This is a genomic window from Enterococcus sp. DIV0802b (assembly GCF_050543535.1).
GTDB classification, from domain to species: domain Bacteria; phylum Bacillota; class Bacilli; order Lactobacillales; family Enterococcaceae; genus Enterococcus_D; species Enterococcus_D entomosocium.
On the sequence record NZ_CP172941.1, the window covers coordinates 3,371,636 to 3,385,265 of the forward strand.

Annotated in this window: 12 protein-coding genes; 4 read left to right on the forward strand and 8 right to left on the reverse strand. The window is 37.1% G+C overall.

The genetic code is table 11. The features are described from left to right. Positions 1–20 precede the first annotated feature (20 nt). The 4 genes from IGJ12_RS15815 to IGJ12_RS15830 form a co-directional block, all read right to left on the reverse strand. The gene (locus IGJ12_RS15815; protein ID WP_016612532.1) at positions 21–1,430 is read right to left on the reverse strand and encodes an amino acid permease; all 1,410 of its coding nucleotides are present in this window, start codon (positions 1,428–1,430) and stop codon (positions 21–23) included. A 25-nt stretch (positions 1,431–1,455) separates the two neighbouring features. Further along, complete coding sequence (locus IGJ12_RS15820; RefSeq protein WP_005230557.1) at positions 1,456–2,097, reverse strand: hypothetical protein; 642 nt, start codon at positions 2,095–2,097, stop codon at positions 1,456–1,458. A gap of 1,131 nt (positions 2,098–3,228) precedes the next feature. Further along, on the reverse strand, positions 3,229–4,491 hold the full coding sequence (locus IGJ12_RS15825; RefSeq protein ID WP_005233213.1) for a radical SAM/SPASM domain-containing protein: 1,263 nt from the start codon (positions 4,489–4,491) through the stop codon (positions 3,229–3,231). Between the two features lie 10 nt (positions 4,492–4,501). Then, positions 4,502–5,770, reverse strand: a complete 1,269-nt coding sequence (locus IGJ12_RS15830) for a radical SAM protein (protein WP_005230552.1) — start codon at positions 5,768–5,770, stop codon at positions 4,502–4,504. A 95-nt stretch (positions 5,771–5,865) separates the two neighbouring features. Here IGJ12_RS15830 and IGJ12_RS15835 point away from each other — a divergent pair, with 95 nt between their 5' ends. Beyond that, on the forward strand, positions 5,866–7,473 hold the full coding sequence (locus IGJ12_RS15835; protein ID WP_430619190.1) for an ATP-binding cassette domain-containing protein: 1,608 nt from the start codon (positions 5,866–5,868) through the stop codon (positions 7,471–7,473). A gap of 62 nt (positions 7,474–7,535) precedes the next feature. After that, on the forward strand, positions 7,536–7,694 hold the full coding sequence (locus IGJ12_RS15840; protein WP_008380281.1) for a hypothetical protein: 159 nt from the start codon (positions 7,536–7,538) through the stop codon (positions 7,692–7,694). 130 nt (positions 7,695–7,824) lie between these two features. Here IGJ12_RS15840 and IGJ12_RS15845 read toward each other — a convergent pair whose 3' ends face one another. Then, complete coding sequence (locus IGJ12_RS15845) at positions 7,825–8,277, reverse strand: GNAT family N-acetyltransferase (RefSeq protein WP_005230546.1); 453 nt, start codon at positions 8,275–8,277, stop codon at positions 7,825–7,827. Positions 8,278–8,666: 389 nt separating this feature from the next. Here IGJ12_RS15845 and IGJ12_RS15850 point away from each other — a divergent pair, with 389 nt between their 5' ends. Together IGJ12_RS15850 and IGJ12_RS15855 are read left to right on the forward strand one after the other, a co-directional pair. Beyond that, on the forward strand, positions 8,667–9,086 hold the full coding sequence (locus tag IGJ12_RS15850; protein WP_005233209.1) for a MerR family transcriptional regulator: 420 nt from the start codon (positions 8,667–8,669) through the stop codon (positions 9,084–9,086). Positions 9,087–9,161: 75 nt separating this feature from the next. Further along, positions 9,162–10,028, forward strand: coding sequence for an aldo/keto reductase (locus tag IGJ12_RS15855; protein WP_008380285.1), 867 nt, complete (start codon positions 9,162–9,164; stop codon positions 10,026–10,028). A gap of 376 nt (positions 10,029–10,404) precedes the next feature. Here the strand turns inward: IGJ12_RS15855 and IGJ12_RS15860 are convergent, their stop codons facing one another. The 3 genes from IGJ12_RS15860 to alsS form a co-directional block, all read right to left on the reverse strand. After that, the gene (locus tag IGJ12_RS15860) at positions 10,405–11,019 is read right to left on the reverse strand and encodes a CPBP family intramembrane glutamic endopeptidase (RefSeq protein WP_008380288.1); all 615 of its coding nucleotides are present in this window, start codon (positions 11,017–11,019) and stop codon (positions 10,405–10,407) included. A 54-nt stretch (positions 11,020–11,073) separates the two neighbouring features. Then, positions 11,074–11,322, reverse strand: a complete 249-nt coding sequence (locus IGJ12_RS15865) for a hypothetical protein (RefSeq protein ID WP_008380289.1) — start codon at positions 11,320–11,322, stop codon at positions 11,074–11,076. A gap of 568 nt (positions 11,323–11,890) precedes the next feature. After that, entirely contained in the window at positions 11,891–13,567 is a 1,677-nt protein-coding gene (gene alsS, locus IGJ12_RS15870; protein ID WP_008380291.1) for an acetolactate synthase AlsS, read from the reverse strand. Positions 13,568–13,630 lie beyond the last annotated feature (63 nt).

Below are 13,630 nucleotides of genomic sequence, written 5' to 3' on the forward strand. Positions count from 1 at the left end.
CTCCTCATAGGTTGTGCTTTTTATTTTTTATCGCTTGCTTTTTCACCTACATATTTATAGATGACAAACGGTATCACGACAATAATCAGCCAACTGATGATCAAGATGGCTAAATAAGTTCCGCCCTTTCCGGAGCCGATATCGCTCGGTGGAAAGAAGGAAATAAAGAAAGAAAAAATAGAAACAAGCAAACCAACCATCGCAACACCAATTTTCACATTTTTCCCACCAGGAATATGATACGTTCTTGTTAAGTCGTCTTTTTCTTTGACTAATTTAATATAGGAAAGAAACAAGAGGACATAAGCCACCAGATAGATGCAGACCGTCAACGCCATCGCAACGAAGAAGGATAGATTGGCGCCTCCACCGCCTAATGTCAAGACAACCGCCCAAATGGAAACAATGATGCCTTGTACCAAAACGATATTGATTGGGACGTTGTGTTGATTGACTTTGGCCATTTGTTTTGGCAGCAAGCCATTTTCAGCTGCTTCAAGCATCGCAGTCGATGGGCCGACCACCCAAGCAGCAATTTCTGCAATGACACCTAAACAGATGACCACGGCAATCAAACGAACCAGCCATTCTCCGCCGCCAAAATGATGGATCAAATAAGAATAGGCTTGAATCACGCCAGTATCAAGAGACAATTGATTTTGGGGAATCGTGGCAGCCACCGTTGCCCCACCTAACGTATCCAAAAGAATCGTTGCTACAACTAAAATCAAAATAGCTTTCGGGTAATTCTTTCCAGGATTGTCCATATCTTTTACGTGACTGGCAGAAGATTCAACCCCTGCATAGGCTAAAATAAAGGAAACAAAAACGACCAGCGTATTGATTTTCGTGAAATCAGGAATCCAAGCGCCTGATCCAAAAGAAACTTTGACGGGATTCCCTTGAGCAATGTAGACAATTCCTAAGATAAAAAGAATGATCCCTGTTGCGACGATCCCCACAAAGAACCCTACTTTGGCAATCTTCGCAGTATTTTTTGTTCCGCCAAATTGCGAGATCGTGATCAGCCAAAAGATCACTAAAGTGGCAATCAGCTTCAGCCAAACATTCGTATTAAGAGCCGGCCAATTTAGGGCATAGGAAAGCGCCCCGACAATAAAGTAAATCATCGTAATAAAGCCTACCGTGATTTGGAACCATTGGAAGAAAATGGCAGCAAAGCCCCATTTTCTCCCTAATGTTTTTGAGACCCAGGTATAGAGTCCCCCTTTTTCCCATCCCTTTACAGTAGCCATCTCCGCAGAGCAAAGGGCTACAGGGATAAACCAGAGGAAACCGCCGACGAGTAAATAAAAAACTAAATTCATCTTCGATGTCGCAAAGGTTGGATACTCATATACCGTCATCACCATTGAAGCAGTTATTGCAAAAAAACTCAACAATGATAGTTTTTTCTTGCTAGTATCCATTTTTTTTACCTCCTATCGTTAGATACTATTTTTCAGCAGCGGAAGATAGATCAATATGGTACGTATGTGTCAAATCTCCATCTGCTTTAAATTCGATTTCGACCGCTTTGATCGCTGGCAAACTTTGTTCTTGCGCCACTTTAAAATGAATAAAGCCATCTTTATGTTTGTCATGGGTCAAAATCTCATCATCTAAGTAGTCCACAAACACTTCCGCTTCTACTTTTTTGCCATCATTCAACACCAAATAGGCTTTGTCAGGTTTGATTTTTTTGTCTTTCGAATCTTCATTAAACAATTGATATTTCAGTGAGAGCAATGTTTTGTATTCTTTGTCTTTGTCTTTGAATTCTTCTACATTCACGATTTTTACATGATTCACTAAAAAGCGAATGTGATCCCAACCAGCATTTTCATAATTCGTTTCATACCAAACGACGTCTTTGATTTTCGGATCGATTCCCTTAGTTACGATTTCTTCAAAATACCCGTCATCACTCAATTTTTCACTTCCCACAACTACTTCATCTGACGAATCGCTGATCAACGTTTCCGTTCCAGACCCAGAGACCACTTCCCCTGATTCTTCCACTGTTGAGCATGCACCTAGAGTAAACAAAACGCCTACACCTAAAACGAAACCTGCAACTAATGATGTTTTCTTCATTGTAAATCCTGTCCTTTCTTTTATTATTTTTATTCCATCTCAGGTATACCATTTAACCCAAAAAAGCGAATACCTAATTTTTTATTTTAAAAACAAAAAAACGCGAAAAATAATTCGCGTTTCGGTGCTATCAAGAAGTGCAGATAAGAACAATGACCATTGAAAAGAAAGGACTGAGTTTTTTTGAGAGCGCTTGTGGTCGTCCTAACTGCCGTTTTGTTAAGTATCAGCCCTCTTTCAGCTGACTTTTATCTGGAAAAGACGGACAGACATACTTCTAACGCAATGTTTTCTCGGATAGAAGTTGCCCAAAATGAGTGGGCGACTACTGGATCAAAAAGATTTGTTGGAACGCTGATGCTTCCTGATGCAAAAGGCAGCCTGTTGACAGCTGACGGGCATTTTATGAGAAGACCTTCCAAGCTTGCGACGAATAGACGCGTAGCAATAGCAGCTTGTAGGGTTCCAAAAACACCCAAAATCGCACGGGGCAGTCATCTGTCTCAGCGCTGTAGCTCTTTAGCCCCTACGACTTTGCGGTTAGAAAAAGCGTGTCAGGCACGGCAATCAAACGTCCTTAGCTCTCATCCGAGTATCTGGTGTCGTACATGACGCCTTCATCCACAGGGTTTCCGCAGTGATGGCACATAGGTAAGTCAAAAACAAATGATCCTCAAAACGTTTATCCTCCGGCGTATCCTAGACAAATCTACTTCCCCATCCTGAACAAAAAAATAGCCACTACCTACTTTCCACTTACTTGTGCCATCCTCTGCTTGATAAAATGATCAAAATTTTTTGATTGAAAAGAAAAAATTGCCTATTCTGTTTTGATCATTTTTTAGTGATCGATCATTACTTAGCTAGCTAAGCCCCCCAAACCTCAAGCAGCCCCCGAAAACAGTTTCGGAGGCTGCTTGGGGTGAGCTTTGCTCACTATTTAGTTTTCTTATAAAAATTTTAATATGAGAAATCATTTATTACAATATGAATGAGAAAATTGAGTTACGCTTTCTATTTTCATAAGTAAGTATAGATTCTATTCACAATGTAACATAGTAACCTTATTTAACTAAGCTATTTTTTTAAGAAGACCTTATCAATCTTCTGAAGCAAAAATATTCCACCAGATTATATTAGTCTTGCCGAAGCCATTTTTATATGCTCTTCAATATTGTACTTATAGCTAACGCACTTCGACTCACCTGTATTCATTCGAATTAACGGACAGCCTCCTAAACACAAAGGTTGAACTTTACAACTTGAACATTTCGCTTTCGAAAAAAATTTGTACTCTGTAAATGTTTTATGCACACTGTTCAATTGTATTCCTGTATAGATATCTCCAACTCGTCCAATCGTTTTACCAATATGAACCCAGCATTTATATAAAAATCCATTAGGGTCGATTACATAGTCATCTCGATTGATAGCTTCGCAGAACCCAATCGTTGTCCGTGGTATGGCAACAATATTTATCCCTCTTTCCAAAAGACTTTTATAAACCATTATTTCTTCTTTCGAAAACTCTTGGGATGTATAACATGTGGGTGTTTTGTAGGTATCAAAATCCTCTACCGGCGCAAGATAAAAGCCAACTTTCTTAAGTAAATTAAAATTATCCAGCGAGTTCATCAAACGAATAACATCTTCATGATTATTCTCCCTATCTATATTTACTCTTACAGTTACTGGAATATATTTTAGAGTTTTAACTATATTCTGTAATATTCTTGCAAATGTCCCTTTCCCATTTGTTAAACATCTTCTAGAATCATGATTTATCTGATCCCCATCCAGAGTAATTTGAGCATAATTAACGTGATAACTTTTTAAAAGTTGTGCAACTTTTTCTGTTAGCAAATAACCATTGGATACAATTTCTGCGTTGAAATTTTTATATTTTTTTTCGTTTTTCATTATTATTTCACTTATAACTTTAATAGAGTTCAATCCCATCAAAGGCTCTCCTCCATACCAAATTACTTTCAATGACTGATGGGGTAATACATTTTTAAGAATAAACTCAGCTGTTTTCTTAGCAGTTTCAGTAGTCATAGTATGTTGTCTAAACCCTTGCTCGTAACAATAAAAACAGGAAAAATTACAGTTCATCGTAGGGGCAATTGTGAAAGTTACTTGACTAGGATTATATCGTTTTTCATTTGCCACAGACACTAATCTTGCTTCTTCATCAATCTCATCGGAAACAATGATATTTTGATTTTCTAAATAAGAGAATAATTCTGTTTTCTCAAAGTTATCGTTATTAATAAAAGTCTGTAGATCATGGAACTCGCTTTGAGTTAGTAAAACGATAGCAGAGTATACCGAATTGTACAAAAGTATTTCATTATCCACTTCTTCAACAATCGTATATTGCGATAATTTCATAAAATCACTCCTAATTAAATTGGGTAAAAAATTTTCTGTTACCTAGATTTGTATGCTTTACAAAAGAACGTATGAATGTTTCTCTATCAATTGAATAGTTGGGGTTACATGAAGTATCACACTGTACCTTTCCTCGACACACTGCAATTAATTCACATGAATTACACTGATTGTTGCTTTTCGGAAGAACACTCTTTTGGTCATAAAGGCTATATTGAACATCTTCTGCAAAAGAAGATGATTCTGTAAAACTTTTTATTATTCTACGTTCATAAAAATTTGTTGCATTACATAACCCTATAGATCCATCAGAGAAAAACTTTACAGACCAAGGATTATACGCATCGCACTCAAAGCGATACGAAGAAAATGGAGAGACATTCACCAGGAAACCGTTTTCAATTAGGTGATCAATTGCAGTTGAAGATACCCACTTTAGATATTTTTCATAGGATAATGCATTGAAATAATTTTCATTAAACTCATAGTTATTAATGTAATAGCAATTGATATGGGCTTTGATATCACTTTGGCGGATCGTAACGAGAAAAGACTGAAACTCTTCTGTATTTTTATCAGATGTATTATAACCAATATGGATTTTAACACGTCCGCTCTTAGATGCTACCGCTAGATTTTCAAAAATCTTATCATACGTTCCGCTTCCACTCTTAAGAGATCTATTTCTATCATGATCTTTTCTAGATGTTAGTGTAGTATCGACAATTAAAGAATCAAAATGATTTATAAAATCTGGAGTGAGTAGATAGGCGTTTGTTCCTAAACCATAAGAAATTGAGAGTGATTTCTCTGACGCAATTTGATCAATCTTACTTTTAATTGCGAGAATTCTTTTTTTATAAAGAAGTGGCTCGCCCCCGAAAAAATAGATATATAGTCTCCGAACGCCTAGCTGAGCAATGTCTAAAATGTATTGCATTATATTATTTATCGTCTGATCAGTAATAACATTTTTAGAAAGGAAATCATTCTGGTAACAATAAGTACACGAAAAGTTGCAATCTTCTGTGATATTTATAGTGATAGTAACTAAGTCTCTCTTTAAATTGATTGTTTTCTGTTTATAACTTTCCAAATCACCGTGTATAAATCCATTTTCAAATAAATATTTTCGTTCACCTTCACTTATTTCGCTCGAAATCTCCGTTTTACTTTTCATTTTTTTTGAATCAATAGTAACTATTTCTTGCGTTAATGTATTGCAAAGAATAGTCTCGTTACCGTTCTCAATGATATCGACATACCGTGAAAAACGCATCACCTAACCCCCTTTTTCAATAATTATACATTTCAAAAAATAATATTTCAATTTTTTTTTAATTTGTGATATAGTTTTTACATAGGAGGGAGAGAATGAAAAAAATATTAAAAAGAAACCAACCACTTTTCTTTTTGCATGTGATTTTATGCGCAATGGCAGCGCTCATTCAAGTTGGGGTTGCTTTGGTGTATAGACAAATCACCGAGGTTGCTATGTCAGGAGATGTAAAAAGACTTTTATTTATTGGTATATTCGCCTTCTTTTACATCTTATTGAACACGATGAGCGATTTTATTCCAAGAAGAAGTAAATCCGTCTTAGTTCAATCAATAATGAATCAACTGAGAGAGAGTCTCTCGCAGAAAATCGTTCGAATGAATCCGGTACTATTTCTTAAAAATGAGAAAAACGAGTATCTCTCAAAGTTGGCAAATGAAATGAAAGTCGTTGAATTAGAATTTTTAAAGCCCGGATTTGGACTGATTTTAAGCATTTTTACCTTTCTATTCTCTCTTTTATTCACACTAAAATTAAACACTTCTTTTTCATTGATTATGCTGCTCTTAGCTTTTAGTCCTTTGCTAGCCCCTTATTTCGCTAAGCGAATCCTTAGTGATCGTCGCAAGTCCGTTGTTCTGGAGCAAGATCGTACACTTAGTTTATTTGACCAACTTCTCTCAGGATACCTGACCTTACGTGTCGGCAAAGGTTTTCCAACATATACGAAAATTTTTACTAACAGTAGTGAACGATTAAAAAAGGAAAGTATCACTTTTGAAACCTTACAAGGACTGACTTATGCAATTTCTTTTGGACTTGGGGATCTTGCCTATTCAGGGACATGGATCGTTGGTGGTTTCTTTGTTGCTGCCAAAATAATCACCATTCCCGATCTTATTGCGATGACTACACTAATGAGTACGATTGCCGGTCCGTTAGAGTATTTCAGTACTTCAGTTACAGATATTTTAGCGAGCAAGAAGGTCGCGGACGATCTTATAGCTTTCATTGATGGTACCGATGATGATGAGCCCAATCGCTCACTTGAACTTGCAGAACCAATAAATACTTTATCGATTGAAAATCTGCATTTCCATCATGGAAATCGTTTGATTTTTAATGGTTTTACTCAAACATTTGAGCGTGGAAAAAAATATGCTATCACTGGCGCAAGCGGTAGCGGGAAGTCGACACTATTGAATATTTTAGCGGGAATTTACCCTATCGACGATCATCAAGTATTGGTTGACCAGCAAGAGATGAATCAGCTATCTAGAGACTCCCTTTATGAGAAAGTTGCACTTGTCCAACAAAAAACTGCTATCTTCCAGACGAGTATTGCTTACAACGTTTCTATTTTTAGTGAATACGAACTTGAAAAAATCGTTGATGTTTTAAAACGAAGTGGATTAGATGATCGCTTTGATAACAATGATTTAACCGATACGCAAGATAATACAGGGATAAACTTTCTTTCTGGCGGCGAGCTTAGACGGCTTGAGATTGCTCGGGCAATCTTTAAAGATTCCGATGTTATTCTTTTTGACGAACCAACATCTGGTCTAGACAGTATAAACGAGATGATTATCAGTGACTTAATCTGCTCACTTACAGATAAAATAATCATTGTCGTTACTCACTCAACAAATCAGGAATTTCTAGGTTCATTTGATGAGCTAATTCAGTTAAATAAATCATGAATTTAGATGATATAGGCCTACCTTATGTCATCTGGAAATATAAAAGAAAGGAGAGGTATACAATGAAAGTAATCTCTGAAGCTTCAAAAGAACAAATCATCACCATGTGTGGAAGTAATCAGCATTCCCATCATCCACCAATCATCTTACCTGAAGAGACTGATACACCATTTTCAAATCAGAAAAAAGAAGAGATAAAAAAAGAAGAGAAAGCTAGTTAAGAGAAAATCATTTGATCCTTACTTTACTTATTAATAAGGATAATAGCAATCAAAGAAGGGGTCGTGACTAGCTATATATGTCTCGACTCCTTCTTACATATTTCCCGCAAACGCAAATAATTTTTAACAGCTACTTGTTATCAACTTTCTTCATATAAAGAATTGGATAAGGGTTTCCTTGTTCGTCTAACTCGCTTCTTTTGTATACCTCAAATCCCATATGCTCATAAAATCCTTTCGCCTGAGGATTCTGTTCATTTACTCCCAGTTCATTTACAGAATAGTTTTCCATCCCGTATGCCAAGAGTTTTCTTCCTAGTCCCTTGCCTCTTTGTTCATTTGCTATAAAAAGCATTTCAAGATTTCGATCCGAGATCCCCATGAAGCCAGCTGGCTCTCCATTTTCACTTTCTACGATAATCAAATGTGGCACATGATGCAATGCCTCTGGAATGTATTGCTTAATGGCTTGGATTTCGGTCTCTGACAAAAAGGTGTGCGTCGCCTTAACAGAACTCTCCCATACTTCAATTAATTGTTGCTCTAACTTTTGATTCATACTACTTACTTCTTTTATATTCATGGATAGTCACACTCTCATCAGCTTATTTTCGTTTTTCATAACAAGAATCGCTGTTTCATTGATCCAAGTTAAGAATTTTCAACATCATCATAACATGAGATGGATTTATTTAAAATCTATGGATAAAAACTGCCTCGCTCAAATAGATAACGAAACAATCAATTCTAAGAGAGTATGACTTGCTTTGAAACACACTAAGAAAGGAGCTTTCAATACTGATGATTTCTCAAATCATTCTGTTGAAATAAAAATGCTTGTAGCTTTTTCTTCCCGAATAGTCGCCATAACGAACAAAATATATTCTTTTCAATAAACGATTTTAAACCACTTGCCCTAGAGTCCACTTCAGGGTTTATGATTACTTATAGAAAAGATAAGGAGAACCAACGATGAATATAAAAAAAGCAGCGGAAATGTTTGATTTGAGCGTAGACACATTGCGCTATTATGAACGAGTCGGTGTGATTCCACCTGTCCAACGCAATGAGAGTGGCTATCGGGTGTACACAACAAATGATCTAAACTGGATCTATTTAGCAAAACATTTACGAAATGCAGGATTGTCGATCGAATCGCTAATTGAATTTGCTCAATTGGCACAAGTACGTGAAAGTCAAAACGTCGAAACAGCTCAGAAACAGATTTTAGCCGATCAACTCGAAGAATTAGAGAAAAAGTTAGCAGCAATGCAGGAAGTAAGAGACCTACTTATTTATAAGATAGAAACGTATGATGAGCATATCGCAAAATTTAAAGCAGGAAATATGACCCCTGATAAAGTGGAAAAATTATGGGAACGAAAAAAGTAACATCTTTCACTTGCTATGGACTTAACTCCAAGGTTTAGGATAGAACATGCAATGAAAATTAGAGGAGGAAACATTATGCAAACAATCACACTCAATAATGGTGTCACCATGCCGCAACTAGGATTTGGCGTTTATCAAATACCTTTGGAAGAAACAGCAGAAGCTGTTTACCAAGCAATCAAAGCTGGGTATCGACTGATCGACACTGCTTCTATTTATGGAAATGAAACAGAAACAGGCGAGGGAATCAAGCGCGCCATCACTGAAGGTCTAGTCACTCGAGAAGAACTTTTTGTTACCTCTAAATTATTTATTCTCCAAGCTTCCGAAGATAAAGCGAAAGAAACGATTGAACATTCGCTTGAAACAATGGGATTAACTTATCTTGATCTCTACCTTATTCACCAACCATATGGAGATATTTATGGTGCTTGGCGCTCAATGGTTGCTGCTCAAAAAACAGGAAAATTACGTGCAATTGGCGTTTCAAATTTCAAATCAGCTAAGATGATCGAGTTTGTCGGCTTGAATGAGGCGAAACCTCAAATCAATCAAATCGAAGTGAACCCTTGGAATCAACGAGCGGAAGATCAGGAATGGCATGAAAAATATGACGTCCAAGTTGAAGCTTGGGCTCCCTTTGCAGAAGGACGCCATGACCTATTTACCAATCCGACATTAGCAGAAATTGGCAAGCAATATGGCAAAACGGTTGGTCAAGTTGTTCTTCGCTGGTTGATGCAAAGAGGGATTGTCGCTTTAGCAAAAACAGTTCGTCCAGAACGGATGGCTGAAAACATTGCTATTTTTGACTTTGAGCTTTCCCAAGAAGACATTGAAAAAATAGCCGCTTTAGATAAAAAAGAGTCCGCATTCTTTGACCACGATGCCCCCCAACAAGTGGAATGGTTTATGGAGCGGATGTTAGATACTGAAAGTTAATAGGTTTTTATTGAAGAAAACCAATACAAGTCCGCTCACATTGCAAAAGGAAGCGGACTTGTATTAGTTCTTACTGAATTGTATGTCGTCACTTTTCTTTGTCAGTATGACAATGTTCTTGGAAATAGGGCCAGTGAGTCATCTTTGAACAAGGAGTTGCTTTTCATATTTAGCAGTGGAACCTAAATGATGATCTAAAAAATGACGAAGGACAGACATTCGTAGATAAGAACTGTACAAAACAACATGCCTAAGACGCTTCTCTGACCTCTCAAATGTACTTTCACCAAATATGTTTTAGAGATTCTATACGTACATAATAGATAAATTGCCCCCAATTCTTCTACTATTAAGAGGAAACATTAAGAAGAAATCTTTAGATCAAGATAGCTGCTGCCATCACAACGAAATTATAGAAGCTATGTGCAAAAATGGATTCCCAAATATTTCCCCTACGTAAATAGGTGATCGTCAAATAAAACCCTATGACAAAGTAGGGAAAAAGAGCAAAAAGATTCCCGTTCACATTTACGATATGACTTTCAGTAAAAAGCAAGAGGCTTCCGACAGCAGTGATGATTCTCAACCATCGTTTTTCTCCAACATAAATCAGTGTATAGCGATAAAGCATTTCCTCGAAAACAGGTGCTAGCAAAAGTACATCGAATACAAATGGAAGGGTTCTTTGATCGGAGAGATAAACAAAAATCAACGCATTGAGATCACGAAATAAAAGAATATTAATTAAACCGATAGTGAGGATAATACTAGTAGGTACGATGAGACCGATTTTTATTAGCGCAATTTTATTTATCTTTTTATAACTCTCTACTAAATAGTTACGGAAAAGAAGGATACCAAGTAAAACGAACAATAGTTTTACTCCGAAATGATTATAACTCATCAAATATCTTGCATAAAAAGAAGGAATGCCACGTATTGCTAGCCCCTTCCATAGGACATAAAACAATAAAAATAACCCTCTTTTCAACTTATCCCTCCTAATGAACGAAAGCTTTATACTCCAGATAGTTTTACTCTTCTTTCAGTTCTTCCTATCTCTAAAATAACAATAAACCAAATAACCACTCGAGCATACTAACAAAGGAAGTCCGACATAGAGCATACCAGTTCCTAATGGATAATTAATAGCAAGATCAAGTTGGATATTCTTAAGCTCTTCTTGGCTTATTGTGTCAAAATCTTGAATAGGAATCAAAATCGTTTGTAAAAAAAAGCCAACGACCGTGATAAAAAGACTGAAACAAAAAACGCCGAGTGCAAATTTTTTCATAAGAGACCTCTTTTCAGCATACACTTTATTGCTTTACCATCTTATTATACATATCAATCATTAAAAAAAGAAACTTAAAATATTTTTACACATTATACTTACAACAATTAACAAGGAAACCATCCTATAGAAGTCATTCCTTAGCTGGAAAAAGGAGTCTCCTCACTAATAATTCTTCCATCAAACAACATAGGAAGTGCTTAATTTCCTTCATTCGACTTACTTGAAATCTGCCTCTATGAAGACTAGAAACACGTATCCAAATCACCGCTATCCACCGTATTTAGAGTATCGATGTGCTTTTTTAAGACAGTGCCGAATTGGCAGACCTTTTCTCCGAAAAAATCAGAGGAGATGCTAACAAAAATACCGCTAGCAGCAAACGAATCATCGTCCTTACCAACGGCATTTTATTAAAGACTTCTGTCCTGGATTCTCTAAAAATTCCACTTCATATTTTTAGTCAGGCACTGTTTTTATTGTAAAAAGAACTTTCTTTTCTTTAACGTAGTAAAGGTGCATTGCCATTCTTTTCTAACACATGTTTTGTGGCCCATAGTAGAAAGACTCAGTACTTTTTAAACGGTTCTTTATCTCGTAAATGAATATTCTCATGATTGTCTTCGATCATTTCAATCACTCTTGGTTCACTCGTAGCGTACGCTTCCTTCAGCGCAGCATCTAAAGCTTCTTTGGAACGTACACGAACTGCTTTAATACCGTAGCTTTCAGCCATTTCTTTATACCCAATATAATCGATATCGACCCCTTCTTTTTGTCCGTTATAGTCTAGTTCTTGTTGGAATTCAACCATGTTGTATTCTTTATCCACCCAGATTACTTGCACAATATTCAAATTGTAATGGGCTACTGTAGCTAATTCTTGTGAGGAAAACATAAAGCTGCCATCCCCACCTGAAGACAAAATCTTTTCCTCTGGACGTAACAGTGCTGCTGAAATCGCCCAAGGAAGACCGACGCCTAAGGTTTGTTCCCCATCAGACATTAAGAAATGTTTTGGCCGATACACATTTAGGTACGAACCCAGCCACACTTCATGACTTCCTCCATCCATAACAACGGTCGTATTTGGATGAGCCTCGATTATTTTTTGCAAAGAGTCAACAATTTCCAATGGATGTAGTGCATCCTCAGGTGTTTGGCTGGGTACTTTTTTCTTCGCTGTCAATTTTTCTTGCAAGTCATGAACCACCATTTTCCACTCATCCGTAATGGCTTGTTCCGTTATGCTATTGGTAATATTTTTTAGATTTTTTGCGATATTGCCTAAGAGGATGGTGTCAGGGAGATAAGTTTCATCTAAATGATCCACTACAGTATCAATATCAATAATGCGCTTGTTATCGGTATTCCAAACAGAAGCCCAGTATTCAACCAAATTTAATCCCAATGTAATCACTAAATCACTGTTAAAAACCAGTTCATCCCCAGGCAGGTTATTAAACAGCCCCACTCGACCCACATAGTTTTGGGAAAACTCATGCGTCAATAGACCTGTAGCTTCGAACGTCTCCACGACCGGAATTCCCGTTTTTTTAACGAACCCTTGAATGGCAGCCGCCGCATTATCATCGGCTGCCCGAGCACCAACGATAATAACTGGGCGTTTTGCCGCTTTGATTTTCTCAACTGCACTAAGAATGGCAGCTTCGTCACTAATCGTATTGTCCAATTGATTCACTAAGGTCGAAAAAGCCAAACCAGATTTAGTGGTCTCAGCTAACAGAATATTACCTGGAATATCCATAAAAACGGCCCCGGGATTGCCATTGATACTTGAGACATACGCATTCGCTACTTCATCCGCAAGGGCATCGGTATGCTGAATTTCCTTGGCATATTTAGTAATCGTTGAATCATTCATTACGCCAGAAATATTAGGATTTTGAGGATACGGTGTTACTAACTTCGCTTGTGGAACTTGTCCGGCAATAGCCAATACCGGGTCACCATCAGAAGTCGCCGTAGCTAAGGGCGTGACCAAATTCAAAGCCCCCGGTCCTGACGTAGTCATCACTACACCAGGTTTACCAGTCATGCGCCCAATTCCTTGTGCCATGAAACCAGCATTTTGTTCATGTCTTACCGTAACAACTTTAATCTCTTCACGTTTTTTCAAAGCCATTAATAACGGACCCAACTTGCCGCCTGGCAATTGAAAGACATATTCCACACCATTTTTAATCAATGTATCTACAATCAAGTCTGCACCGTTCTTATTCATAATAAATCTCTCCTAAATGTTTTTTGCAAGTTGTTTATTAGGATTACTTGAGATAACTGTAAA